This window comes from Vibrio hepatarius, from assembly GCF_001274785.1.
Taxonomy (GTDB): Bacteria; Pseudomonadota; Gammaproteobacteria; order Enterobacterales; family Vibrionaceae; genus Vibrio; species Vibrio hepatarius.
The window spans coordinates 59,678-85,255 of the sequence record NZ_LHPI01000008.1 but is presented as its reverse complement, the minus strand read 5'-3'; the positions used below and the strand labels follow the sequence as shown (position 1 = coordinate 85,255).

Sequence of the window (25,578 nt, the reverse complement as noted above, 5' to 3'; positions counted from 1 at the left end):
CCACCATTACTTATTGACGGTCAGTTAAACGGTAGTTGGCCGGCACTTCAAACTTGCTATCACGCACACCTTCTTCCGCGACCGAAGTCACCTCGTAAACGTAACGGATCAATGCATCTTTTTGCCATTCGCGCACCTGTTCTTCCACTTTCTGGTTGAACAAACCACCAACTAGGTCTGTGGCAGATTCAGTCAAACCATCGACACCGTTGCTGAAATCAAGTTGAGCGCTAGCTGCTTTCTGCTTTTCTTCCTGACACGCTTGAGTTTGTTGGAAAAACTCCATTTTCAAACTCAATGGATAGCCTTTGATTGTTTCCAGTTTTTTGAACACGGCATTGGTTGATTTAGGATTGGTGTTCTCTATATCGCCGGAAAAGGCACTAATGGCTTTGTAGCCATCTCGACCTAAAATTCGCACTAATGGGTGGTTGTCACCGACGGCATTGAGGTAATTGTCGGTAGCTTGTGAGTGAACTTTCCACGCTTGTTTGATATCGCTATTTGGCGTCGCAGTCCAAACACTGAAACGCAGAAGGTTCTGATCGGTTTTCTGTTTTTTATCTTCAAATACCACATGCCAAGTAACTGAGTATTCGTCGGCCTGCATGCCTGAAATGGTGCGGGTTTTACCGGTTGGTTTTACCGAAAACTCATTCTTTTTCAGTGACACCGAACAGTTCATTTCTTCGTAAGATTGCGGCTCTTCCGATTCAGACTCTTCTCCTTCGCCAAACTGTTCGGCAAAGCTAAATGTACCGCAACCCTCCAACGGACATTCACGATAGGTTTCTGACTCATGGTCGACTTCCCAGACTAGGTTTCTGTCAAACCTGTAAATGTCGCTTTGGTTAAAGTTAGCAAGGCTACTCATAAAGCTCTCTGCCTCAAAATCTGATTGGATATGACGCATTGAAGGGCGAGTATATGAGGTTTGATTGCCTTGACCATCAGGTAGATACAAGCCTTCCATCGAATACTTGGCTTTTACTACCGTGGTTGGATTGATAGGCGTGGTGTCTTTGACAGGCGCACTACAGGCAGACAGTAGTGCAGCAGACGAAAGAATCACAAAAGAGTGTGAAAGGTTGAGTTTCATTATACGCATCCTATGAGCTGACGTTGTTGTTATTGAAATTTGTTGCGTATAATTTTTCATCAATTTATTGATTCGGCAAATGATTGTTGTGATAAATGTGAATGAATCTCAGATTTAATATTAACCGAAAAGTATTACTTTCTCGCTGATGGTTTAGAACGGTTTCCAGAAACGAAGAAATTAACTATACTGTTTTTTTAAACAGTATTATTGGTAGTTAAACGCATGTCAGAGCGTATAAAGAAGATCATTCATGTCGACATGGATTGCTTTTATGCTGCGGTCGAGATGCGAGATAACCCGAATTATCGTGGTAAACCAATGGCCGTTGGCGGACACGAGAAACAGCGTGGCGTGATCAGTACCTGCAATTATGAAGCGCGTAAGTTTGGTGTCCGCAGTGCAATGCCAACATCGAGAGCCTTGCAATTGTGCCCGCAGTTATTGGTTGTTCCGGGGCGCATGGACGTATACAAACAAGTCTCTCGGCATATCCGAGAAATCTTCACTCGCTACACTTCGATCATCGAACCGTTGTCTTTAGATGAAGCGTTCCTTGATGTCACCGATTCGCCTCAATGCCGTGGCTCGGCGACATTAATTGCTGAGGCAATTCGCCGAGATATTTGGAATGAGTTGCAGCTTACTGCTTCTGCTGGGATCGCACCGGTTAAGTTTCTTGCCAAGGTGGCATCCGATATGAACAAACCCAACGGACAGTATGTGATCCCGCCAGATAAAGTTCAGGAAGAAGTAGATAAACTGCCGTTAGAGAAGATCCCCGGAGTCGGTAAAGTCAGTTTGGAAAAGCTACATCAAGCGGGCTTTTTCTTGTGCAAAGACATTAAGAACAGCGATTATCGTGAACTACTGCTTAAGTTTGGTCGCCAAGGCGCTTCACTGTGGAATAAAAGCCACGGTATCGATAAACGCGAAGTGATCACCGAGCGTGAACGTAAGTCTTTAGGCGTTGAAAGAACCTTCAGTGAGAACATCTCGACTTACGACGAATGTTGGTCTGTGATTGAAGAGAAGTTGTTTCCTGAATTGGAAAGACGCTTGATTAAAGCCTCACCGGATAAAGCGATCATCAAGCAGGGGATCAAACTCAAGTTTGCCGACTTCCAGTTGACGACCATCGAGCATATCCACCCTGAGCTCGAGTTGGATTACTTTAAGCAACTGCTCAGCGATATCCTCAAGCGGCAACAAGGGCGTGAGATTCGTTTGCTGGGTTTAAGCGTGATGCTTAAACCCGAAGATCAAACCAAGCAATTAAGCTTCTTCTGAGCCATTGAGCGACTCAACCAGCGCTAAAACTTGCGCATATGGCGCGCTCTCCAAACGGGCAAATCCCGCTAATGAGCGCGCCTTTAATTTGGTAAATACAGGCGTTGCGATGCCGCAGAGAAACTTAGCCTGTAGGTTGTGTGAAAGTGGCGTTGAGGATTTCTTCTGTAACTCGGTGAGCCAAGCGCTGACTTCTGAGGCGCTAGCTTGTTGAGTGTGACTTTTGGGTAGTTGGGCAATATGCCCACGGCATACGCTGCAGTGACCACACTGACTTGGCGCATTATGGTCACCAAAATAGTCCGCGAGACCGTGGCTCAAGCATTGTTCAGATTCGAAGAACTGCAGTAGGCGATGAATTCGCTCAACATCGCTTTGCTCTTTGTCTTTAAAGAGCTGGGCGAGCGAATTCGCTAGTGCATCAATCGGCTTATCCACGGTGTTGACGCGATAAACTTCGGTCATCAACTTACTTTCTAATTCTATCCAGCCTTTTTCATTAAAATAGTCCAAAGCTGCAATAGTACGCTGACGATCCGCTTGAAAGTGCGCCCATAACGTCTCAAAGTCAACCTGACACCAGGTTCTTGCTTGCGGTGAGCACTGGAAAATCGCATTGACGAACTCTCTGCGTTCGCCGTTAAACTGCGACAGTATGAACTGTTTGTCGCGAAGAAATTTGAATCGATAATCGGCAAAGTAACTGTATTGCGCTTGTATTACGCCCGCCATTTCCATGTAGACCAATAGGGTTTTTAGCGGCAACTGACGGACATTACTTTCGCTCGCCAGTCGGCTTAGTACCACTTCCCATTGGGGTGAAGCGTTGATGGCCTGTTGCAAGGTGAACAGGATTTCTTCACGTTCCGGAGTATCCCCGTAGATGAAGTTCTCCAGCGTGCTAATGCCGTTTTGATTGGCAAGCAGGATACAGTCAGACTTTTGTCCGTCGCGTCCAGCTCGCCCAATCTCCTGAGCGTAGTTTTCTATCGACTTTGGCAGGTCAAAGTGAATCACGCGGCGGATATCTGATTTATCGACCCCCATACCAAAGGCAATTGTCGCGACGATGCAGTCAATTTCACCGCGCATGAAATCATTTTGAATCCGCTCTCTGATGTCATTATCCAACCCTGCGTGATACGAATGCGCGTTGATTCCGGCTTTTCTTAGCTCAGAGGCAACATTCTCCGCGCTATTTTGCAACGTCACGTAGACGATGGTTGGTGCGTTAGGGGCCGTTTGTAACTCGCTTAGCAAGCGTTCGAGTTTCTCGTCGTCTTGGCAAGGCGCTACGGTAATATCGAGGTTCGGTCGGTAAAAGCCTGTGACTATCACGTCGGATTGCGCAATGGCGAACTTGCTTTGCATATCCGCAATAACCGCTTGGGTTGCCGTTGCGGTCAGCAGTAATACTTGGGGGATTTGAAACTCTTGCACGTATTGAGGGAGCTTGAGATAGTCTGGGCGGAAGTTATGCCCCCATTCAGAGATACAGTGCGCTTCGTCTACCACTAGTAGCGATATCGGTACTTGGCCAATGAACTGGCGAAATCGTTCGTTCTTTAGTCGCTCGATAGAAATCATCAGTACTTTAATTTTGCCGCTTCGTACTCCCTCCATAGTACTTTGAACTTCTTCCCTGCTGAGTGTCGAGTCAATCGATGCAGCGGGAATGTTCTTACTCGCCAAGAACGCGAGCTGGTCTTTCATTAGCGCTAATAGAGGAGAGACCACCAAGGTTAGATGCGGTAGGCATATCGCAGGCAGTTGGTAGCAGAGCGACTTGCCAGAGCCAGTTGGAAAGATAGCGGCACAGGAACGGTGATTAAGCACAGTCTCAATAACCCTTTCTTGACCAGGGCGAAGTGTCTCAAAACCAAAAGTTTCGCGTAACGTTTGGTTAATATTGATCGTGTTATTTGAGCTGTTCATAACGATTGATTCAGGTATCCTTCAGGCGTAATGACCTCTATTCTAGGGGTAAACGCTCGGATGGAATATGGTTTTTGTATGAATAAGTCGGATCTGCGCCTAACTATCTTAGGTATGCTGGAGCAAAAGTTAGCGATTGCTTACAGTTCGGTACAGCGAGCGATTGAATCAGCAACCGATGAAGAAACGGTGCCAGAACATAAGTACGATACGCTTGCGCTTGAAGCGTCGTATTTGGCCCATGGTCAAGCAATGCGAGTTCAAGAGAGCGAAAAAGAGATTCGCCGCTTTAGAGAATTGCACCTACCCGAATCGCCAGATAAGGTGGTGTTGGGGACGTTAGTGACCTTGGTCGATCTTGACGATAACCGGAAGCAATTTTTTGTCGCCCCGTGTGAAGGTGGTATGAAGGTTCAGTTTGAAAACCAGACGATAACCCTAGTAACGTTTGAATCGCCGTTGGGTAAAGCAATCAAAGGTACACAAGTGGGTGATGAAGTGCGCTATCAAGCGGGCGACAATACTTACTATTACGAAATAGAAACGATAAGCTGACATTGTGCTTTAGCGATTTGATATGGTGTCGGTGAATGGACAGGGCAGGATGACAAGAATGAAAAAAACACTATTACTACTACCATTACTGCTTTCAAGCCAAGCGATGGCGGCGCAGTGTAAAGTAGACCTAAAAAATGAGATTCACCTCGATGGTGAAACGGTCGAGATTTATCAGGCGAGCGGCGAGAGCGCGGTCGTCGATGCAGACAACAACCTGAAGATTGATGGTCAATACATCACGCTCACTGACGAGCAGAAACAAGCGGTGGCAGATTACCGCCAGAACTTAAATGACTACATTCCTAAAGCTAAGCAAATGGCGCAGGATGGTTTAGACCTAGCAAACAACATTATCGATGATGTGGCGGAGAGTTTTGACGCACCGGGAGCATTCGATAACGTGAAACAATCAATGCAGCAGTTCTACGCTGACATCGAAGCGCGTTACTACAAAGATGGTGATTTGATCTTGCCAGCGGATAGCTTCGGCTCAATTACCGAAAACTGGAGTGAAGACTTCGACAAGGCAACCGCGCTGTTTAACGAAGAGTTCATCACCAGTGCCTTTAATGCGATGTCTGAAAAGATGAAAGCGGAAGGTGGGATCAACCTGACTGAGATGGCTGATTCGATGTCGAAACTCAAAGAGCGCATTGCCAGCCGTATGGCGGAACATGCGGGTGAGGTAGAGCAGCGCAGCCAAGAATTCTGTGATTCACTGGATGACATGGCCGAACAAGAGCAAGACCTGCTGAAACAAATCCCAGAATTGAAAGACTACCAAGTCTTTACCATCTAATTGTTTGTCACTTATCTAAGAGCACCGTCCGGTGCTCTTTGTTTTTTCGCTTTAAGCCAAACCTTTTACTGAATATTTCGTGTGTCATACTGGCAAAGCTGTGATGTGCGCTGAAAGCATGCTGGCTACTCGCCTTTTGATTGATTTATTATTCTGTAACCATTGCTATTACTAGTGTTTTATAATAACGTACTAGCTAACTAGTTCATAAGTGCAAAGTTAAGTGGTATGGCACAAGTCGATACATCTCAATCTCGCGAACATTTTGGTTCTCGCCTCGGATTCATCCTTGCGGCTGCTGGTGCGGCTGTCGGTCTAGGTAATATCTGGGGATTCCCTACGCAAGCGGCCAGCAATGGTGGCGGTGCGTTCCTATTGGTTTACTTAGTGATGATCCTGATTGTTGCTTTTCCTATGCTGGTCGTAGAAATGGCAATCGGTCGTCATGGTCAGGCAAATCCTGTCGATAGCATGCGTTCTCTGACTTCTAACCCGATTGGCCAGCGATTTGGCGCGGCGGTGGGTTGGATTGGCTTAAGTGTGCCAAGTGCGGTACTGGCGTTTTACAGTATTGTTGGCGGCTGGTTGATTTGTTTCTTGTTGGGTGCAATTACCGACGTTATCGGTTTAGAAGAGCTGACAGCATGGTTTAAAGGCTTCAGCGTTGAACGTAACTTGTTCGGTACGATTACTTTTTATGTACTTACTGTTTTGATCGTACAAGGTGGCGTTAAGCAAGGGATTGAAAAGTGGTCAACTCGTTTGATGCCTGCGTTGTTTGTTTTGTTTGCACTATTGTTTGTTTACATCATGACGCAGTCGGGTGCAATGGAAGGGCTAAAGCACTATCTAGTGCCTGATTTTGAGAAAGTGATGGACCGTAAGCTGATTCTGGCTGCGATGGGACAGGGCTTTTTCTCACTGACGATCGGTGGCTGTTCGATGCTTATTTACGGCTCGTATCTAAGCAAGAAAGAGAATTTGCCTAAGATGGCGATGAACGTGACGCTGGTGGATACTGCGGTTGCCTTTATTGCGGGCTTAGTAGTGATGCCAGCCATGTTTGTTGCGATGCAAAAAGGCGTTCAGATCTACGCAGAAGATGGCTCGCTACTCAGCTCAGATACATTAGTTTTTACCGTGTTACCACTGATGTTTGATAGCTTAGGCTTGCTGGGTCAGTTGTTCGCTATCGTATTCTTTTTACTGCTGACTATCGCTGCGCTGACCTCGTCTATTTCGATGCTAGAATGCCCGGTCGCGCTGGTGGGTGAGCGATTCAATACCAAGAGAAGCACAACCAGTTGGGTGCTAGGCGGTTTGATTGCGCTGTTCAGTGTGGTGATTGTCTACAACTTCGGTGAATTGTTTGGCTTAGTGGCGACGGTTGCGACGCAATACCTTCAGCCGACAGCCGCGTTACTGTTCTGTGTGTTTGGTGGCTGGGTATGGAGCCGACACTCTAAAGTGAAAGAACTAGAACAAGGCAATCCAGACTTTACCTTGGGTTGGTTTGGCAAGGTATGGCCATCGTACGTTAAGTTTGTTTGTCCAATCCTTGTGGCTACCGTTATCTGGGCGTCATTTGGTTAAGCGACATGGGTACAAAAAGCCCGCGATATTTATCGCGGGCTTTTTTTATATTGATGAAGGTGCGGTTATTTGTCCGGTAGTGAGAGGTTCTAGGTCGGCGTCAGACACTTCGCCGATAAACTCTCCCACAACTTGTTCGACTTCTTGGTCATCTTCCTCGAAGTAGGCAAGGTGGAAAATTGCATCCCCTTCGTTAACAAGCGGCAGCGTTTGCTGACCGATGACAATCCCGCCTTTGCGTGCTTTTAACTCAATTTCACTGTGACCGAGCGGCGCGCTAATGTACGCCAGCACCTGACCTCGTGTGACTTTCTCACCAAGGGTAACTAGGGTACGTAAAATACCGTCGCTCTCAGCGCGCAACCAACTGGTCGATTTTGCAATCACTGAGGTTGGTAGGCGTTTACGGCTTTTTCGTATCATACCGATCGCCTGCATCACACGTTTGACACCTAAATAGCCGGCGTTGATACAAATCGGCTCAAAGCGCAGCGCTTCTCCGGCTTCATAGGTTAACACCGGAATGTTTAAGCGCTCGGCTTCGCTGCGCAGTGACCCTTCTCGTAAAGGAGAGTCAATGACCACAGGAGTGGCAAATGCTTGAGCAATACGTAGGGTTTCAGGGTTACTTAAGTCGGCGCGAACCTGCGGTAAGTTAGTGCGATGAATCGCCCCTGTGTGAAGATCAATAATATAGTCGCAGCGTTCCGCAACCTGAGAGAAAAAGGTATGCGCCATGCGCGACGCGAGTGAGCCTTTATCACTGCCCGGGAAACAACGGTTTAAATCGCGTCTGTCTGGTAAGTAACGTGATTTATGGATAAAGCCAAATACGTTAACAATTGGCACTGCGATTAAAGTGCCTTTGAGCTTGTCGGCACCAATGGTATCAATCAACTGGCGCACGATCTCAACCCCATTCAGCTCATCGCCGTGGATAGCAGCGTTGACCATCAGTACAGGGCCAGGAAGTTTACCATTGATGATTTCAACCGGAATGGAAAGTGGCGAATGGGTATATAGCTTCGCTGCTTCCAGTTCCATGACTCTTCTTTCTCCCGGCGAGATTGACTCGCCGAGAAATTCAAATGCGCTATTTTTTCTAGCCTTTGCCACGCGTTTTTGTCCTTTGACTTGCCGCATTTTTCTCAATGAATTCGACAATCATTCCAGCAATGTCTTTACCAGTTGCGGTCTCAATACCTTCAAGACCTGGAGATGAGTTCACTTCCATCACCAGTGGACCACGCTCTGAGCGTAATAGGTCAACACCAGCTACGTTCAGCCCCATAATTTTTGCCGCTGCCACTGCAGTACGGCGCTCTTGTGGGGTGATTTTTACTAAAGAAGCGCTACCGCCGCGGTGTAAGTTAGAGCGGAACTCGCCCTCTGCACCTTGACGTTTCATCGCCGCGATCACTTTGTCACCGATAACGAAACAACGAATGTCCGCGCCGCCTGCTTCTTTGATGTACTCTTGCACCATGATGTTGGCTTTCAGGCCCATAAACGCTTCAACAACACTTTCTGCTGCTTTACGCGTTTCTGCCAATACCACACCAATACCTTGAGTACCTTCTAGCAACTTGATCACAACTGGTGCGCCACCGACCATATCAAGTAAGTCTTTAACATCATCAGGTTTGCTCGCAAAGCCTGTGATTGGCATACCTACGCCTTTGCGTGAAAGAAGTTGCATTGATCGTAATTTATCACGAGAACGTGTAATCGCAACGGATTCATTTACTGGGTAGACACCCATCATCTCAAACTGGCGTAGAACCGCTGTACCATAAAAGGTCACTGACGCGCCGATACGTGGGATGATAGCGTCAAAACCAGACAACTCTTCACCTTTAAAGTGAATCTCTGGTTTCTCAGAGTTGATATTCATGTAGCAGCGAAGTGCATCAATCACTTTGACCTCGTGCCCTCGCTCCTTACACGCTTCAATCAGTCGCGTTGTGGAGTACAGTTTGGAGTTGCGAGACAGAATACCAATTTTCATTATTTGCTTTCCTCGAAAGGGACTAAAAATGACTCTACAGGGTCAACGATAATACGGTCATGCATAGCCGTACGACCCAAGAGCATGCGAAATGCCATGTTTTCACGGTTCGTCAATGTAATCTCAATCGGCCAGGTTTGACCGCCGATGCTCACCTCTGATTCAATTACATAGCGAGACTCTTCATGACCGCCTGAGTCACGTACGATGCGCTCATCGATCACTTTGGCTTCACAAACAACTTCTACATCAGAGTTACGTTGGATTGGGTGGATCCAGAATCTTACCCATAGAGCTTCGTCTTTCTTAAAGCTCTCTACTTTGAATGCGTGCAAGCAAGAGGTTCGGGCTCCGGTATCAATTTTTGCGTTAATTTTATCAATACCTAAACCGGGAAGGCTCAGCGTTTCACGCCAACCTACTATTAGTTTTTCTTTCATTGCAGTAACAGTAATTTTAGAGAGAGTTAAGATGCTCGAATGACGTGAGCATCCCCAACATGACTCGTTAAGTATAGACGAGTATGGCTTGAAGGAGAGTGAGGTGGTTCACTCATAGGCGCTTCAAGGACGGCGAATGTAACAACCTGTAAAGATGGTGACTAACGAAAAAAAATAACCGTGACGACAAAAGTAATTTGTTGAAAGGGTGAGCATAGAGAACAAAAAAAGCCAGCACGGTTGCTGGCTTTTGGATGAGATAATCTAGGGCTTACGCTTTCTCTGGAATCGCTTCCAGTAGTGCCACCATCTGATCCCAGAATAGGGCAACAGTATCGATCTTCACTTTCTCATCAGGAGAGTGAGGGAATTTGATCGTTGGGCCGAAGGAAACCATATCCATGTTCGGGTAAGGCTCTTTAAATAGACCACACTCAAGACCTGCGTGAATGACCATGATGTTTGGTTTGTGACCGTAGATACCTTCGTACATATCACGGAAGATAGCCATGATTTCTGAGTCTGCGTCTGGTTTCCAACCTGGGTAAGCACCAGAGAATTCAATGCTCGCGCCCGCCAACTCTGCGACAGATGTCAGCATGCTCTCAACTTGTTGGCGGCCAGAGTCAATCAACGAACGTACAAGGCATAGCACGTTGATCTGGTTTGCTTCTGTTGTGATGACACCAACGTTGAGTGACGTTTCAACCACACCTTCGATTTCATCACTCATACGGATAACACCGTTAGGACACGCGTTTAGCGCTGCGATGAAGCGTTGTTGGTCAGCCAAACTAAGAGCTTGCTGTTGAGTTTCGATCGCTTCGTTGAAAGAAACGATGTTGGTTTCAACTTTACCCAGTTCTTGTGTTAGCAAGTCTGTGTAGTAGCTAAATAGCTCGGCAAGTTTTGCTTCATTTGCAGCAGGTACCGCAACCGTGACAAATGCTTCACGAGGAATCGCGTTACGTAGGCTACCGCCACGGAATTCGATCAGACGTAGGTCTAACTCTTGCGCGTGACCGGCAAGGAAACGTGCCACCAGTTTGTTTGCGTTGCCACGACCAGTGTGGATGTCACAACCTGAGTGACCACCTTTTAGACCTTTTAGGATCAACTGACGAGTAACGTAACCCGCAGGTAGTGCTTCACGCTTGATATCAAACGTCATTTGGCCGTCAATACCGCCAGCACAGCCCATGTATACTTCGCCTTCTTGCTCAGAGTCAGTGTTGAGAAGGATTTCACCTTCTAACCAACCTGCTTCAAGGCCGAACGCACCAGTCATGCCTGCTTCTTCATCAATAGTCAGCAGCACTTCAATTGGGCCGTGTTTGATCTCTTTTGACGCCAAAACCGCTAGGCATGAAGCCATACCGATACCGTTATCCGCGCCTAACGTTGTGCCTTTTGCGGTTACCCACTCGCCATCGATGTATGGCTGAATTGGATCTTTAGTGAAGTCGTGGTCAGTGTCTTCATTCTTTTGCGGCACCATGTCGATGTGCGCTTGAAGAACCACACCTTTCTTATTCTCCATACCTGGAGTTGCAGGCTTTTTGATGAATACGTTGCCAGTTGGATCGCGACGAACATCTAAGCCTTGTGCTTTTGCCCAATCAATAATGTATTGAGCTAGGGCTTCTTCATGCTTTGAAGGGTGAGGGATAGAACAGATCTTATCAAAGAACTGCCACAATGGTGCAGGTGATAAGTTGCTGATTTCAGAATGGAATTCAGACACGGATGACTCCTTGTTTCGAATAATGCCAGATCTTGTAATGCATATATGTCAGATTAATAGAACAAAAATCCAAATATGTTCTATTAATTAGTGAAACAAAGAATAGCACTACCTGAGCCTAGGGAATAGTAAAAGCGGAAACGAAATGTTTCGCCGCAATCACAGAATACAAAAACTCGCCAGATGAAGATTGTGCGTGCTAATTCATATTGTTTTGTTATAAAATTTACAGCTTGGCTGATAATTCTGTAATTAAATTACAGAATTCATTTGATCTTAGTCATTTTTTAAAAATATTGTGACTTTTATCACTTTTGGGGTTGTAATTAAATTTCTTTAGGGTATATTTACATCAACTTCGAAAGCGAAGAGAAAATGCTCAAAGGATGAGTCCGATTTGTCGCCTCCAAGGAACCGAGAAATCAATACTTGTATTCTGTTTTAATTGATTTAGAAGGTGATAGTTATGAAAGGTTTACCAAGTGCAGCGTTCTGGTTAAACAGCTCTGTTTACACTGGCAGCTTTGCATACCCAACAAGCTTCGGTTACTAATCCAAAGCTTGTTACTCTCGAACAGTTTGTTCACCCCTATATATTGGAATTTTTTTACAGCTCTTTTATTGGCTGACATGATTCAACCGCCACTCGCTATCGAGTGGCGTTTTTTTATCTGCTTTATCCTGCTTCTCTCTCTTCTCAAACCATATCGAACTTCAATTTGATTCATTGTGCTGAATATTATTCGCATAAACACATACGTTTATCGCTTCATTCTGCGTCGAACTGCATGAAAGTTTACGACATAGTGCAAAAAAACAACTTTTAGAGTTTTTATTTGGTTTGTCAGTTACTCGTTGATTCTAATGAGAGTTTTCTTATGGAATGCAACAAGCTCACATCTAATTACCGTACTTATCAATAGAAATGTCTATTAGAGGGGGAATTCCATCTGGAATTTGCTATTTGATGACTTTATAATTCCCGCCAATCGATTACGCAACCGTTTACTTTTTACCCCTTATAGGATTCGATTATGTTCGAACAGCTATTTAAACTCAGTGAAAACGGCACGAACGTGAAAACTGAGATCATCGCAGGTATCACTACCTTCCTGACGATGGCCTACATCATTTTTGTTAACCCTGCGATTCTGGCTGATACTGGCATGGATCGTGGCGCGGTATTTGTCGCGACCTGTCTAGCCGCCGCTATCGGCTGTTTTATCATGGGTCTAGTGGCAAACTACCCAATCGCTCAAGCTCCAGGTATGGGCTTAAACGCATTCTTTACCTATTCAGTTGTGCTGGGTATGGGATACACGTGGCAAGTTGCACTTGCAGCGGTATTCTGTTCAGGTGTGCTGTTTATCCTGCTGAGCGTATTTAAGATTCGTGAGTGGATCATCAACTCGATCCCACTGTCGTTACGTACGGGTATCTCTGCGGGTATCGGTCTGTTCCTTGCGTTCATCGCACTGAAAAACGCGGGCATTGTTGTCGATAATCCAGCGACACTGGTTTCGCTAGGTTCGATTACTTCTCTTCCTGCAGTATTAGGCTCTATCGGCTTCTTCCTGACGATTGCTTTGGTGCACCGCGGTTTTAAAGGTGCGGTGATGATCGCTATCTTAGCGGTAACTGGCCTTGGTCTTGTATTTGGTGACGTGCAATGGGGCGGCATTATGTCTACGCCACCGAGCATCGCGCCAACTTTCTTGCAACTGGATTTCTCTTCAGTATTCGAAGTTGGCATGATCTCGGTTGTGTTCGCTTTCCTATTTGTCGACTTGTTTGACACCGCAGGTACACTGGTTGGCGTATCGCAAAAAGCGGGTTTGGTTGGTGAAGACGGTAAGATCCCTCGTCTGAACAAAGCGTTATTGGCGGATTCTACCGCGACTTCCGTTGGCGCATTGCTTGGTACGTCGAACACAACTTCTTACATTGAGAGTGTTTCTGGTGTTTCTGCTGGCGGGCGCACAGGTTTAACGGCTGTCGTCGTTGGCATTTTGTTCCTACTTGCTCTATTCTTCTCTCCACTAGCTGGCATGATCCCAGCCTATGCTACGGCAGGTGCACTATTTTATGTCGCAATTCTGATGCTTTCAGGTCTAGTAAGCATTGATTGGCGCGACCTAACAGAAGCAGCTCCGGTAGTCGTAACGTGTCTACTTATGCCTCTTACTTTCTCGATTGCAGAAGGTATTTCTCTAGGCTTTATCGCTTACGCGGCTATCAAATTGTTTAGTGGCAAAGGCCGTGACGTTTCTCTGAGTGTTTGGGTTATGTCTGCGATCTTTATCATCAAGTACATCGTTGCTTAATAAGTTTATAAGGGTCTGTAAAGCTAGATACTTCTGGTTTTACAGGCCCTCAACATTTTTAGAATTAGGTTAATACAATGAGCAAGAAATTTGTCATCACTTGGGACCAAATGCATGCGTTTTGTCGTGAGCTTGCAGCAAAGCAGATGCCAGCAGAGCAGTGGAAAGGCATCTGGGCGGTAAGCCGTGGTGGTTTGGTTCCTGGTGCAATTCTGGCGCGTGAGCTGGGCATTCGTCACGTAGACACTGTGTGTATCTCAAGCTACGACCACGATCATCAACGCGATATGAGTGTGATTAAAGCGCCAGAGGGTGACGGTGAAGGTTTCCTAATCGTAGAAGATTTGGTTGATAGCGGTGACACTGCGCGTAAGCTTCGTGAGTTGTACCCGAAAGCGAAACTCATCGCGGTATGTGCGAAGCCTTCAGGTGCTGCACTACTTGACGACTACGTTGTCGATATTGCTCAGGAAACGTGGATTGAACAGCCATGGGATATGGCAATTCAATACATTGAACCAATTAACCGTAAGCAAAAATAAGATTCAGACAGATAACTTTCAGTTTCTTGATTAATGACCCTTCATTGGGTCATTTTTTTTATTACTATTTAGAAAATACTAACAAGCTAGGTTCCAGTAATGTCCGAGGAAGTCAGCAAAAACCTCTCTGAACGTCTTTTTGTTAAGCACAAACAAGCCAGAGAAACATCCGCTCTCATCAAATACATGCCAAGTAGCGAAGCGTTTTTAGACCAAAAACGCGAGCAAGATAATTTCAAATGGTATCGCAACTTACGTCGAATGCAGTGGGCATGGCAGGGGATTGATCCGATTGAGATAGAAGCCGTGTTGGCCAAGATTGCCTCTTCGAAACATTCTCGTACCCAAGAGCAGTGGTTAGATACCGTGATGGGCTATCACAGCGGAAACTGGACCTACGAATGGACTAAGTTGGGCATGCTGCACCAGAAGCGTTCTGGTGAACTCACGGGTGAAGAAGCTGCCGATGAAATGTTTAATGCCTCACTGTGTTTCAGTATCGCCGGTTACCCACACCTAAAAAACGACAACTTAGCGATTCAGGCGCAGGTACTTGCCAGTACCGCCTATAGCGAAGCAGCGAAAAAAACCAAGTTCATCGTTAAACGTATCGAGGTGCCGTATCAAAACAAGAAGATCATCGCGCACCTGCACTTAACTTCAACCGAGAAGCCGCAACCCGTGGTTTTGGTTAGCGCTGGTCTGGATAGTTTGCAAACCGATTTGTGGACGCTATTTCGTGACCATTTAGCGAAAAAAGGCATCGCGATGATGACCATCGATATGCCGTCGGTTGGTCACAATACCCACTGGAATTTGACCGAAGATACGTCAGTGCTGCACCAAGCGGTACTTAACGAGCTATATAGTATTCCTTGGGTGGATCACCACAGCGTCGGACTGATCGGTTTTCGTTTTGGCGGCAACGCCATGGTGCGTTTGTCGTTTATGGAACAAGACAAAATTAAAGCGTGTGTGTCACTCGGTGCGCCTATTCATGATGTGCTTTCTTCACCTCAAAAGCTGAAGCAAATGCCAAAGATGTACTTGGATGTGCTGGCCTCGCGCTTGGGTAAGGACGCGGTTGATATCCATAGCTTGTCGAGCCAACTGATGGCGTGGTCGCTGAAAGTGCAGGGGATTCTTTCCAGTCGTAAGACCAGAGTACCTATTCTGGCAATGAGTTTAGAGGGCGATCCGGTCTCTCCATATAGTGACAACCAGATGGTGGCGCTGTTTAGCGATTATGGCAAAGCGAAGAAAATCAGTTCCAAGACAATTTCACAAGGATATGAGCAATCCCTCGATTTAGCGATCAAGTGGTTGGAGGACGAGTTAATGAGATGACATTTCGTTTAATTTAGACGAAACTGAACTTTAAGACGCGTGGAAACAATAAGTTATAAAATGGCGTCTGTAACTATAAATACAGAAATGAATATGGAGATTCATATGTCTGATATGGCTAAAGTTCCAACTCATTACCGCTTGCTAACAACACTAAAAGCGATAGGACCTTACTTACGTGAACCTCAGAGTGAAGAGGGGTATTACGTATTCGATTGTTTATCTGTTTGTGTAAACGACAAAAAGTCACCGGAAAAGAGGGAGTTCTGGGGCTGGTGGCTCGAGCTACAAAAACAAGGAGAGGTTTATCAAGCTCGCTACAGAAAAGGACTCTATGACATCAGCGGGGAGTGGCAGGATGAAACACTGCCAAAAAATGTGATTGATGATGTCAACCGAACTCAAGAAGCATTCCATCTCAAGCTCGTTGAGACGATGCAATCGGAGTTTGCAATACAGATAGAGATGCACGAAGAATCTGTTGAATTCGTCTAATTTTTACCTGTTATATTTTTTCTCTATTAAAAAGGCGCCGTTTGGCGCCTTTTCTACTTGTGAATTTGTGCTCGGGTTGCTAAAACAACAGGTCTGGATGCTATTTCGACATAATCCTGTAAAACAAACAGTTTATGTCGTGCCGGCTCTATAGACGACTTTCAGCATGAACCATGATGATGTCGTAGAGAGAGGCGGTTTCAATAGCTTAGAACCTGTTTATTTTATTCATAGCAGAACGAGAATGAATCAAGAATGCGGACAAACTCTACAGCCGAAAACTGTAGTAGTTAAACTGGGTACCAGTGTATTGACTGGTGGTACGTTGGCGTTAGACCGTGCTCATATGGTTGAGTTGGCGCGTCAATGTGCAGAGCTGAAAAAACTAGGCCACTCTGTGGTCATGGTATCGTCAGGCGCGATTGCTGCCGGACGTGAGCACCTTGGTTACCCCGCACTCCCCAACTCGATGGCGAGCAAACAGTTGCTTGCAGCGGTGGGCCAGAGTCAATTGATTCAAACTTGGGAAGCCTTGTTTGGTATTTACGGCATCAAGATCGGTCAGATGCTGTTGACTCGTGCGGATCTGGAAGACCGCGAGCGTTTCCTCAACGCACGTGACACCATCAACGCTCTAGTTGAAAACGACATTATCCCAATCGTAAACGAAAACGACGCGGTCGCGACCAGTGAGATCAAAGTCGGTGATAACGACAACCTATCTGCTTTGGTGGGTATTTTGTGTGGCGCAGACAAGTTATTACTGCTGACCGACCAAAAAGGTTTGTTTACTGCTGACCCGCGTAAAGACCCAGATGCGGAACTGATCAAAGAAGTTAAAACCATCGACGACACGCTGCGTAAAATTGCCGGCGGCAGCGGCACAACGCTCGGTACGGGTGGTATGGCGACCAAACTGCAAGCGGCAGATATTGCTCGCCGCGCAGGGATTGAAGTTATTATCGCGGCGGGCAGCGCGCCAAACGTGATTTTTGAATCGCTGGGTGATGAGCCACATGGCACGCGTTTCTTACCGTGTGAAGAAGCGCTGGAAAACCGCAAGCGTTGGATTCTAGCTGGCCCGGCAACGTCTGGGGATATCGTGATTGATGAAGGCGCGGTGAAGGCGGTTTACGCTAAAGGCAGCAGCCTACTAGCGAAAGGCGTGACCAAAGTAAGCGGCGAATTTGCTCGTGGTGATGTGGTTCGAGTGACCGACGTGAACGGCAAAGTTATCGCGCGCGGCATCTCAAGCTACTCAAGCAAAGACATGGCCAAAATCATCGGCAAACACAGCAAAGATATTTTAGGAATATTGGGTTATGACTACGGCAGCGAAGTGCTGCACCGTGATGACATGGTAGTAATCCAAGAGTAATACCAAGTCTCAAACTATCTAACGATTAAACGACATTGGTATAAAAAGGGGAAACATAGTGGAACTGATTTCTATGGGTAAAGCTGCCAAAGATGCGGCTTTCCAACTAGCAACGGCTTCAACAGCACAAAAGAACCAAGCATTGGCCATCATCGCCGATGAGCTGGAAGCTAACTCTGCGACCATTTTGGCCGCAAACGCAAAAGATATTGAACTGGGTCGTGAGGCAGGTCTAACCGAAGCGTTACTCGACCGCTTACTGCTGAATGAAGAGCGCTTAACGGGGATCGCCAATGATGTCCGCAACGTGATCAGCCTGAATGACCCTGTCGGCAGTGAAATTGACAGCAAGGTGCTGGAAAACGGTATGTCACTGGCTCGCCGCCGTGTCCCACTTGGTGTCGTCGGTGTGATTTATGAAGCGCGCCCTAATGTAACTATCGATATCGCGGCTCTGTGTCTTAAGACGGGTAATGCCAGCATTCTGCGTGGTGGTAAAGAAACTTTCTTCTCTAACATGGAACTGGTCAAAGTGATTCAGTCGGCATTGGCCAAGGCTGATCTTCCTGCTGCGTCTGTGCAGTACATCGAAAAGCCGGATCGTGAGCTGGTTTCTCAGTTACTAAAACTCGACGATTATGTTGATATGATCATTCCACGTGGTGGTGCGGGTTTGCACAAAATGTGTAAAGAAAACAGCACGATTCCAGTGATCATCGGTGGTTTTGGTATCAGCCATATTTTTGTTGATGAGAGCGCTAACTTGGCCAAATCTCTGGATGTGGTTGAGAACGCTAAAGTACAACGTCCTTCTGCGTGTAACTCGCTCGATACGCTTTTGGTGCACGAAGGTGTTGCCGCTGAGTTCTTGCCAATGCTGGCTGAGCGCATGAACGACAAAGTCACGTTTGTTGCCGAGCCAAAGGCTAAAGCTTTGATGAGCAACGCGACGCAAATTCGTGACGCGGCTGAGGGCGATTTTGATACTGAATGGCTGAGCTACACACTGGGCGTCAAAGTCGTTGCAGACGTGAAAGAAGCAGTTGACCATATGCGCATTCACAACGCGAGCCACTCAGATGCGATTATGACTAACAGCCTAGAAAACGCCGAGCTGTTTATCAATTCGGTCGGTTCAGCGGCGGTTTATGTCAATGCTTCAACACGTTTCACCGACGGTGCGCAGTTTGGTTTAGGTGCGGAAGTGGCGGTATCAACGCAAAAACTGCACGCCCGTGGTCCAATGGGTTTAGAAGAACTAACCAGTTACAAGTGGGTAGGTAAAGCAAACTACTTGCCGCGCAGTTAACAAAACGCGTGACGGAACGGTTAAAAAGGGGCTGATTGGCCCCTTTTGCTTTTCTTAGCTTTGTTAAATCCGCTACACTATCTGGCATTATTTTGGAGGTGATATGCATTGTCCTTTTTGTTCCGAGAACGATACTAAGGTAATTGACTCTCGTTTGGTGGCGGATGGCCATCAAGTTCGTCGTCGTAGGCAGTGTTTGGCGTGCAGCGAACGTTTTACCACGTTTGAAAGCGCTGAATTGGTGATGCCAAAAGTGATTAAGTCGAACGGTAACCGAGAACCGTTTAACGAAGATAAAATGGTTGGCGGTCTGCAGCGTGCTTTGGAAAAACGTCCGGTCAGCGCAGATGCGGTGGAACTTGCGATCAGCATGATTAAGTCTCAGTTACGTGCGACGGGTGAACGCGAAGTGCCGAGTGAAATGATCGGTAACTTGGTCATGGATCAGCTCAAAGAGTTAGATAAGGTTGCGTATATCCGTTTCGCTTCGGTATACCGCAGTTTTGAAGATATCCGCGAGTTTGGCGAAGAGATCGCCAAACTGGAAGACTAACGGCAGCCATCGATGTCCCAATTCTCTCCTCTAGATTTTCAAATGATGTCGCGCGCGATTCAACTCGCGAAAGGCGGCATCTACACCACGGCGCCCAATCCAAACGTCGGTTGTGTGATTACCCGCGATGGTGAAATAGTCGGTGAAGGTTTTCACTTCAAAGCGGGCGAGCCTCATGCGGAAGTGCACGCACTGCGTATGGCAGGTGAGAAAGCCGCAGGCGCGACCGCTTATGTTACGTTGGAGCCTTGCTCTCACTATGGTCGAACTCCTCCTTGCGCTGAAGGCTTGATTAACGCCAAAGTGGCGAAAGTAATCTGTGCGATGCAAGACCCAAACCCGCAAGTGGCCGGGCGTGGGATTCAAATGTTGCGTGATGCTGGCATCGAAGTGCAAGTTGGTTTGCTCGACGCTGATGCTTACGCGCTCAATCCCGCTTTCATCAAACGCATGAAAACTGGCATGCCGTTTGTCCAGTTGAAAATGGCGGCGAGTCTGGATGGTCAAACGGCGCTCGCCAACGGACAAAGCCAGTGGATCACCTCCCCACAGGCGCGTCAGGATGTGCAAAAATTCCGTGCTCAAAGCGGTGCGATTCTCTCGACCAGTAAAACAGTGCTCGATGATAATGCTTCGCTAAACGTACGCTGGGACGATTTGCCGCAAAGCGTGCAAGCTAACTATTTACAACAAGATTTACGTCAGCCTGTCAGGGTAATACTAGACCGCCAGCAGCAATTGACTCCTGAGCTTAAGCTTTTCCAATCAACCGGCGCTAAGCTGATTGTTTCTGAGCAGGGTGACATTGCGCCTATCTTAGATAGCGAGCAGCGAATTGACCTCAAAGCAACGTTTGCGCAATTAGTCAGCCAACACAACGTGAACCATCTTTGGGTGGAAGCGGGGGCGACTTTGGCGAGCAGCTTAATCCGAGCCGATTTGGTGGATGAACTTATTCTCTATCTTGCGCCTAAAATTATGGGTAGCGACGGCAGAGGATTACTCGGCGCGTTGGGGCTTGAATCGATGGCAGAGGTCATCGAGCTGGATATTCAAGATGTAAGACAAGTGGGCAAAGATATTCGTATCGTTGCCAAGCTACTAAGAAAAGATTCGTAATTATGTTTACAGGTATTGTGGAAGCAGTCGGCACTTTGACTGCGATTACGCCGAAAGGTGAAGACATCAGTGTTACCGTTGAAGTCGGTAAGCTAGATATGTCCGACGTTAAGTTGGGTGACAGCATCGCGACCAACGGTGTATGTCTGACCGTAGTCGATTTTAGTCAGACTAGCTACACCGCGGATCTTTCGTTAGAAACGCTGAAGAAAACCGGTTTTGCTGACTACCAAGCGGGCGACAAAGTGAACTTAGAAAAAGCGATGCTGCCGACGACTCGCTTCGGTGGGCATATCGTTTCTGGTCACGTCGATGGTGTGGGTGAAATCGTTGAGCGCAACATGGTGGGGCGTGCAATAGAGTTTTGGGTGGCAATGCCGAGTGAAATCGCTAAGTACGTTGCCGAAAAAGGCTCAATCACGGTTGATGGTATTAGCCTGACAGTGAACGCGCTGCGTAAAGATGCGTTTAAACTGACGATTGTGCCTCATACTGGAGAAGAAACCACTATCGCTGACTTCCACGTTGGACGCAAAGTAAACCTAGAAGTTGACGTGCTGGCGCGGTACATGGAGCGACTGCTCACCGCACAACGAGACCAACAACCGGAATCTCGTATCACGATGGATTTTTTACAACAGAACGGATTTGCCTAAGCAAGTTACCCTACGCTAAATAAACCAATTTGCCGCTAGAAGCCGATTAAGGAATAAAAAGATGCCAATTAGTACGCCACAAGAGATTATTGAAGATATTCGCCTCGGAAAAATGGTTATCCTGATGGATGACGAAGACCGCGAAAATGAAGGTGACCTGATCATGGCTGCGGAGCTCGTGACTCCAGAAGCGATCAACTTTATGGCAACTCATGGTCGTGGTTTGATTTGTCTGACGATGACCAAAGATCGATGTGAAAAGCTCGGCTTGCCACCAATGGTGCAAGACAATAACGCTCAGTACACGACTAACTTCACCGTCTCAATTGAAGCGGCTGAAGGCGTTACAACGGGTATTTCAGCGGCAGACCGCGCTCGTACAGTGCAAGCCGCTGTGGCGAAAGACGCGAAAGCGGCAGACCTTGTTCAGCCTGGTCATATCTTCCCGCTTGCAGCTCAAGAAGGTGGTGTATTGACTCGCGCTGGTCATACCGAAGCTGGATGTGATTTAGCTCGCTTAGCGGGTTTCGAGCCAGCAGGCGTAATCGTTGAGATTCTTAACGACGATGGCACCATGGCGCGTCGCCCTGACTTAGAAGTGTTTGCGGAAAAACATGACATCAAACTCGGCACTATCGCTGACCTGATCGAGTACCGCAACAACACTGAAACCACGATTGAACGCGTGGCTGAGTGCAAACTGCCAACCGAATTCGGTGAGTTTGAACTGGTGACTTACCGTGACACCATCGATAACCAAATTCACTACGCGCTATGTAAAGGGGAGCTTGAAGGTCAAGCGCCACTGGTTCGTGTGCATCTGCAAGACACCTTTACTGACCTGCTTCGCAGTGACCGCAATGCAGAGCGTAGCTGGACGCTGGATAAAGCGATGAAGCGTATCGGTAAAGAGGGCGGGGTACTGGTTATCCTCGGCAATGAAGAATCGACGGATTTGCTTATCCACCGCGTGAAGATGTTTGAAGCGCAAGATAAAGGCCAAGCGCCGACGTTAGCGAAGCGTCAGGGCACTTCTCGTCGCGTTGGTGTTGGTTCGCAAATTTTGGCGGATCTGGGTGTGCATGACATGCGTCTACTCTCGTCAACCAATAAGAAGTACCACGCATTGGGCGGCTTTGGTTTGAACGTCGTGGAATATGTCTGCGAATAATCGCCAAATCAGACGATGAATTAGAGGGCAAATGGTTTAGCGACCTTTTGCCCTCTTTGCTGTTCAAACCGTTAGCCAAGGCTCGAGCAATACGAAATTTCCATTAGATATTGCTCACAAATCTGTGCTAGAATCCGGCGATTCTCACTTGATGAACATAGTTAAAGGAAAGCTTATGAAAGTGATCGAGGGTGGCTTCCCAGCGCCAAACGCAAAAATTGCTATCGTTATTTCTCGTTTCAACAGTTTTATTAACGAAAGTCTATTGTCTGGTGCAATCGATACTTTAAAGCGTCATGGACAGGTTAGCGAAGAAAACATTACTGTAGTTCGTTGTCCTGGTGCAGTGGAATTACCTCTTGTTGCTCAGCGTGTAGCAAAAACAGGTAAGTTCGATGCGATCGTGTCTCTAGGTACAGTAATTCGTGGTGGTACACCACACTTCGACTATGTTTGTAGTGAATGTAACAAAGGTCTTGCGCAAGTATCTCTGGAATACAGTCTTCCAGTAGCATTTGGTGTCCTGACAGTTGATACAATTGACCAAGCTATCGAGCGCGCAGGAACCAAGGCTGGTAATAAAGGTGCAGAGGCTGCACTGAGCGCACTTGAGATGATTAACGTTCTTTCAGAAATTGATTCCTAATGGGGGCCAGTGTGAAACCAGCCGCACGTCGTAATGCACGTCGATTCGCTCTACAAGCGATCTACTCATGGCAAATTACCAAAGAGAATGTTGCCACTATTGAAGAGCAGTTCTTATCTGGTGGCAAGTATGATGAAGAAGAGCATCATGCCTCAGAACCAGCACTTGCAGCTCCAGAAACTGACGTTGCCTACTTCCGTGACCTACTAACAGGTGTTGTGCTAAGTCACACAGAGCTAGACAGCAAGATTCGTCCTTATACTGCACGCCCAATGCAGGATCTGGACATGATGGAGCTAGCATTGCTTCGTCTTGCTATGTATGAAATGACACGTCGTGAAGACGTACCTTACAAAGTGGTTATCAACGAAGCGATTGAACTTGCAAAAGTATTCGCTGCTGAAGATAGTCATAAGTTCGTGAACGGTGTGCTTGATAAAGCAGCGCCTCACGTTCGTAAGAAGTAATTGATTTCAAATTTAAAAAGGTCAGCAAATGCTGACCTTTTTTATTCGTACTCAACAATCTGTGGAATTCCTAATGTCTGGTGAATTTAATCTGATTGAGAAATACTTTGTTGGCAGGCAGCAGCAGCGTAAAGACGTGTTGTTGGCCGCAGGTGATGATTGTGCCTTGGTTCAAGTACCACAAGGCTTATCCGTCGCCATCAGTACCGATACTCTAGTTGCCGGTACCCATTTTCTTCCAGACGCTAATCCTGCGTGGGTCGCGCACAAAGCGTTAGCTTCCAACATCAGTGATTTGGCGGCGATGGGCGCAACACCTGCTTGGGTCTCCTTTGCCCTGACGATGCCCGAGCCGGATGAAGCTTGGCTGGCACCGTTTTGCGATGCATTTTTCCAGCTAGCCGATTACTTTGGTATTCAGTTGATCGGCGGTGATACTACCAAAGGACCGCTGAGTCTCACGCTGACCGTACAAGGCTTAGTCGCGCCGGAGAAGGCGCTGCGACGTGACGGTGCGAGTGTAGGCGACTGGATCTATGTCACTGGTGACTTAGGCGACAGTAAAGCTGGCCTTGACGTGATTCTTAATCGCGAGCTTGAGCGCAAGCCGTTCGCGAGCGAACTGGAGCAACGTCACTATCTCTCTACACCACGAGTGTTGGTTGGCCAGGCTTTGTTGGGTTTAGCCAGTGCAGCGATTGATATCTCCGACGGCTTGATCTCAGACTTGCCGCATATTTTGCAGCGTTCACAAGTTGGCGCTAGTATTGATGTTTCTAAGCTTCCTGTGTCTAATGAGTTAGTTCAGTTTGTCGGTAATCCGGAAGTTGCGCTTCAATATGCCCTAACCAGCGGTGAAGAATACGAGCTGTGCTTTACCGTGCCTGAACAAAACCAAGGTGCTATCGAAAGTGCGTTGGCACACTGTGGCGCTAAAGTTAGTTGCATTGGTCAGATTCGACCACAAGGTACTTTTGACCTTCATTTACACGGCGAAGCGCTAAATTGGTCACTCAGTGGCTACGACCATTTCAAATAATAAAACATTAGTATGACAAACCCATTATCTCGCATTTCACTCAAGAACCCCTGGCACCTACTGGCGACAGGGTTTGGTAGTGGTTTATCTCCGATTGTTCCTGGCACGATGGGGACTTTGGCTTCTTTGCCGTTTTATTTACTCTTAGCGCATTTGTCGCTGCCGCTGTATGGGCTGGTGGTGATAGCTTCGTGCGTCATCGGGGTAAAGATCTGCCAAGTGACTTCTGACGACATGGGCGTGCACGACCACGGCTCGATCGTTTGGGATGAATTTGCCGGAATGTGGATTACCATGCTGGTGGTACCGATGTTGGGTTTAGCCGTGTTTGATTGGAAATGGCTCGCGACGGGATTTGTGTTGTTCCGTTTCTTTGACATGGTTAAACCATGGCCGATTGGTTGGTTAGACAAGCGAGTTCACGGCGGGTTAGGCATCATGATCGATGACATCGTCGCTGGTGTGATGGCGGGTGTTGCACTGTATCTAGTCGGTCTATACGCTGGTTGGTTGTAAGCGTAAACCAAGATGAAAAAAGGCTTCCAGTAGGAAGCCTTTTTCGTATACAGCGATTATTTTAGCTTTTCTAGATCGGCTTCAATCTCAGCGATCTTACTGGAAACCACTTTTTCTAGATGACGTAAATCAGATAGGATTTTCTGCTTCACATCGGTCTCGACCAGTTTCTCTGGTTTGGTAATCTTGTTCAGTTCATCAATAACCAATGTTAGATTACGGTTGATCTCGGTGACTTCTTTGTATTTGTGACTGCCGCTGTCAACCAAAACATTTTTCACCTGACGTGGGTATTTGAATTTCACGCTTTTCGCAAACAGTTCTCCTTTTTGCTTGCGAAAATAGACTTTTAACACGTCCTTGTGCGCTTCTTGGCGAAGTGAATAGCGCTCAATCTGTTTAGGATCTTGAATGCCTAAACCGGTGAGGTGTGGAAACATAGGCTACCTCTTTAACTGTGTCGAAGTTATTAACTAATCCAATAGTTAATGTAGCAGCCTATTAGCGTAGTAGATAGTTGATTTTTCAAGCAGAGCAGTAACTTGTGGTC

At 46.9% G+C, this 25,578-nt stretch carries 26 protein-coding genes; 19 read left to right on the top strand and 7 right to left on the bottom strand.

Features of this window, described 5'->3' with window-relative positions:
* Positions 1 to 10 precede the first annotated feature (10 nt).
* Entirely contained in the window at positions 11 to 1,099 is a 1,089-nt protein-coding gene (locus AKJ31_RS09830; RefSeq protein WP_053408922.1) for a hypothetical protein, read from the bottom strand.
* A 225-nt stretch (positions 1,100 to 1,324) separates the two neighbouring features.
* Between AKJ31_RS09830 and dinB the strand changes: the two genes are divergently transcribed.
* Positions 1,325 to 2,389 (top strand): DNA polymerase IV, encoded by a 1,065-nt coding sequence (dinB, locus tag AKJ31_RS09825; protein WP_053408921.1) that lies wholly within the window; start codon positions 1,325 to 1,327, stop codon positions 2,387 to 2,389.
* Here the strand turns inward: dinB and AKJ31_RS09820 are convergent.
* Positions 2,375 to 4,324, bottom strand: a complete 1,950-nt coding sequence (locus AKJ31_RS09820; protein WP_053408920.1) for a RecQ family ATP-dependent DNA helicase — start codon at positions 4,322 to 4,324, stop codon at positions 2,375 to 2,377. The genes dinB and AKJ31_RS09820 overlap by 15 nt on opposite strands.
* A 78-nt stretch (positions 4,325 to 4,402) precedes the next feature.
* Here AKJ31_RS09820 and AKJ31_RS09815 point away from each other — a divergent pair, with 78 nt between their 5' ends.
* The 3 genes from AKJ31_RS09815 to AKJ31_RS09805 all read left to right on the top strand — a co-directional run bounded on the left by AKJ31_RS09815 (position 4,403) and on the right by AKJ31_RS09805 (position 7,274).
* Positions 4,403 to 4,879, top strand: coding sequence for a GreA/GreB family elongation factor (locus tag AKJ31_RS09815; protein WP_053408919.1), 477 nt, complete (start codon positions 4,403 to 4,405; stop codon positions 4,877 to 4,879).
* Between the two features lie 58 nt (positions 4,880 to 4,937).
* Positions 4,938 to 5,681 (top strand): YggN family protein, encoded by a 744-nt coding sequence (locus AKJ31_RS09810; protein ID WP_053408918.1) that lies wholly within the window; start codon positions 4,938 to 4,940, stop codon positions 5,679 to 5,681.
* Between the two features lie 228 nt (positions 5,682 to 5,909).
* Positions 5,910 to 7,274 carry a sodium-dependent transporter gene (locus AKJ31_RS09805; RefSeq protein ID WP_053408917.1) on the top strand — a complete coding sequence of 455 codons (1,365 nt, stop codon included), beginning with the start codon at positions 5,910 to 5,912 and terminating at the stop codon, positions 7,272 to 7,274.
* A gap of 45 nt (positions 7,275 to 7,319) precedes the next feature.
* Here the strand turns inward: AKJ31_RS09805 and AKJ31_RS09800 are convergent, their stop codons facing one another.
* The 4 genes from AKJ31_RS09800 to AKJ31_RS09785 form a co-directional block, all read right to left on the bottom strand.
* A complete protein-coding gene (locus AKJ31_RS09800; protein ID WP_053408916.1) occupies positions 7,320 to 8,417 on the bottom strand; it encodes a succinylglutamate desuccinylase/aspartoacylase family protein in 1,098 nt (365 codons plus the stop codon).
* Positions 8,377 to 9,282, bottom strand: a complete 906-nt coding sequence (gene rimK / locus AKJ31_RS09795) for a 30S ribosomal protein S6--L-glutamate ligase (protein ID WP_053408915.1) — start codon at positions 9,280 to 9,282, stop codon at positions 8,377 to 8,379. Before rimK ends, AKJ31_RS09800 begins: the two co-directional genes overlap by 41 nt.
* Positions 9,282 to 9,722, bottom strand: coding sequence for an ATP-dependent zinc protease family protein (locus tag AKJ31_RS09790; RefSeq protein WP_053408914.1), 441 nt, complete (start codon positions 9,720 to 9,722; stop codon positions 9,282 to 9,284). The genes rimK and AKJ31_RS09790 overlap by 1 nt, the downstream gene beginning before the upstream one ends.
* Positions 9,723 to 9,993: 271 nt before the next feature.
* The gene (locus AKJ31_RS09785; protein WP_053408913.1) at positions 9,994 to 11,466 is read right to left on the bottom strand and encodes an aminoacyl-histidine dipeptidase; all 1,473 of its coding nucleotides are present in this window, start codon (positions 11,464 to 11,466) and stop codon (positions 9,994 to 9,996) included.
* A gap of 466 nt (positions 11,467 to 11,932) precedes the next feature.
* Between AKJ31_RS09785 and vcdP the strand changes: the two genes are divergently transcribed.
* The 15 genes from vcdP to pgpA all read left to right on the top strand — a co-directional run bounded on the left by vcdP (position 11,933) and on the right by pgpA (position 25,028).
* Positions 11,933 to 12,019 carry a small protein VcdP gene (gene vcdP / locus AKJ31_RS23655; protein ID WP_483051709.1) on the top strand — a complete coding sequence of 29 codons (87 nt, stop codon included), beginning with the start codon at positions 11,933 to 11,935 and terminating at the stop codon, positions 12,017 to 12,019.
* A gap of 481 nt (positions 12,020 to 12,500) precedes the next feature.
* Positions 12,501 to 13,790 carry an NCS2 family permease gene (locus tag AKJ31_RS09780; protein WP_053408912.1) on the top strand — a complete coding sequence of 430 codons (1,290 nt, stop codon included), beginning with the start codon at positions 12,501 to 12,503 and terminating at the stop codon, positions 13,788 to 13,790.
* A 77-nt stretch (positions 13,791 to 13,867) separates the two neighbouring features.
* Positions 13,868 to 14,332 carry a xanthine phosphoribosyltransferase gene (gene gpt, locus AKJ31_RS09775; RefSeq protein ID WP_053408911.1) on the top strand — a complete coding sequence of 155 codons (465 nt, stop codon included), beginning with the start codon at positions 13,868 to 13,870 and terminating at the stop codon, positions 14,330 to 14,332.
* A 99-nt stretch (positions 14,333 to 14,431) separates the two neighbouring features.
* Positions 14,432 to 15,679, top strand: a complete 1,248-nt coding sequence (frsA, locus tag AKJ31_RS09770) for an esterase FrsA (RefSeq protein WP_053408910.1) — start codon at positions 14,432 to 14,434, stop codon at positions 15,677 to 15,679.
* Positions 15,680 to 15,784: 105 nt separating this feature from the next.
* Complete coding sequence (gene crl / locus AKJ31_RS09765) at positions 15,785 to 16,174, top strand: sigma factor-binding protein Crl (protein ID WP_053408909.1); 390 nt, start codon at positions 15,785 to 15,787, stop codon at positions 16,172 to 16,174.
* Positions 16,175 to 16,418: 244 nt separating this feature from the next.
* On the top strand, positions 16,419 to 17,552 hold the full coding sequence (proB, locus tag AKJ31_RS09760; RefSeq protein ID WP_053408908.1) for a glutamate 5-kinase: 1,134 nt from the start codon (positions 16,419 to 16,421) through the stop codon (positions 17,550 to 17,552).
* A 58-nt stretch (positions 17,553 to 17,610) separates the two neighbouring features.
* Positions 17,611 to 18,861: a glutamate-5-semialdehyde dehydrogenase gene (locus AKJ31_RS09755; RefSeq protein WP_053408907.1), complete on the top strand. Its 1,251-nt coding sequence runs from the start codon at positions 17,611 to 17,613 to the stop codon at positions 18,859 to 18,861.
* 103 nt (positions 18,862 to 18,964) lie between these two features.
* Positions 18,965 to 19,414: a transcriptional regulator NrdR gene (nrdR, locus tag AKJ31_RS09750; protein ID WP_053408906.1), complete on the top strand. Its 450-nt coding sequence runs from the start codon at positions 18,965 to 18,967 to the stop codon at positions 19,412 to 19,414.
* A gap of 12 nt (positions 19,415 to 19,426) precedes the next feature.
* On the top strand, positions 19,427 to 20,533 hold the full coding sequence (ribD, locus tag AKJ31_RS09745) for a bifunctional diaminohydroxyphosphoribosylaminopyrimidine deaminase/5-amino-6-(5-phosphoribosylamino)uracil reductase RibD (RefSeq protein WP_053408905.1): 1,107 nt from the start codon (positions 19,427 to 19,429) through the stop codon (positions 20,531 to 20,533).
* Positions 20,534 to 20,535: 2 nt separating this feature from the next.
* Positions 20,536 to 21,189: a riboflavin synthase gene (locus AKJ31_RS09740; RefSeq protein ID WP_053408904.1), complete on the top strand. Its 654-nt coding sequence runs from the start codon at positions 20,536 to 20,538 to the stop codon at positions 21,187 to 21,189.
* Between the two features lie 61 nt (positions 21,190 to 21,250).
* Positions 21,251 to 22,360, top strand: a complete 1,110-nt coding sequence (gene ribBA / locus AKJ31_RS09735; RefSeq protein ID WP_053408903.1) for a bifunctional 3,4-dihydroxy-2-butanone-4-phosphate synthase/GTP cyclohydrolase II — start codon at positions 21,251 to 21,253, stop codon at positions 22,358 to 22,360.
* A gap of 175 nt (positions 22,361 to 22,535) precedes the next feature.
* Entirely contained in the window at positions 22,536 to 23,006 is a 471-nt protein-coding gene (gene ribH, locus AKJ31_RS09730; RefSeq protein ID WP_053408902.1) for a 6,7-dimethyl-8-ribityllumazine synthase, read from the top strand.
* Positions 23,006 to 23,473 carry a transcription antitermination factor NusB gene (gene nusB, locus AKJ31_RS09725; RefSeq protein WP_053408901.1) on the top strand — a complete coding sequence of 156 codons (468 nt, stop codon included), beginning with the start codon at positions 23,006 to 23,008 and terminating at the stop codon, positions 23,471 to 23,473. The genes ribH and nusB overlap by 1 nt, the downstream gene beginning before the upstream one ends.
* A gap of 73 nt (positions 23,474 to 23,546) precedes the next feature.
* Positions 23,547 to 24,512, top strand: a complete 966-nt coding sequence (gene thiL / locus AKJ31_RS09720) for a thiamine-phosphate kinase (RefSeq protein ID WP_053408900.1) — start codon at positions 23,547 to 23,549, stop codon at positions 24,510 to 24,512.
* A 12-nt stretch (positions 24,513 to 24,524) separates the two neighbouring features.
* A complete protein-coding gene (gene pgpA / locus AKJ31_RS09715; RefSeq protein WP_053408899.1) occupies positions 24,525 to 25,028 on the top strand; it encodes a phosphatidylglycerophosphatase A in 504 nt (167 codons plus the stop codon).
* Positions 25,029 to 25,084: 56 nt separating this feature from the next.
* Here pgpA and AKJ31_RS09710 read toward each other — a convergent pair whose 3' ends face one another.
* Positions 25,085 to 25,468 carry a DUF3461 family protein gene (locus AKJ31_RS09710; protein WP_053408898.1) on the bottom strand — a complete coding sequence of 128 codons (384 nt, stop codon included), beginning with the start codon at positions 25,466 to 25,468 and terminating at the stop codon, positions 25,085 to 25,087.
* Between the last annotated feature and the right edge of the window lie 110 nt (positions 25,469 to 25,578).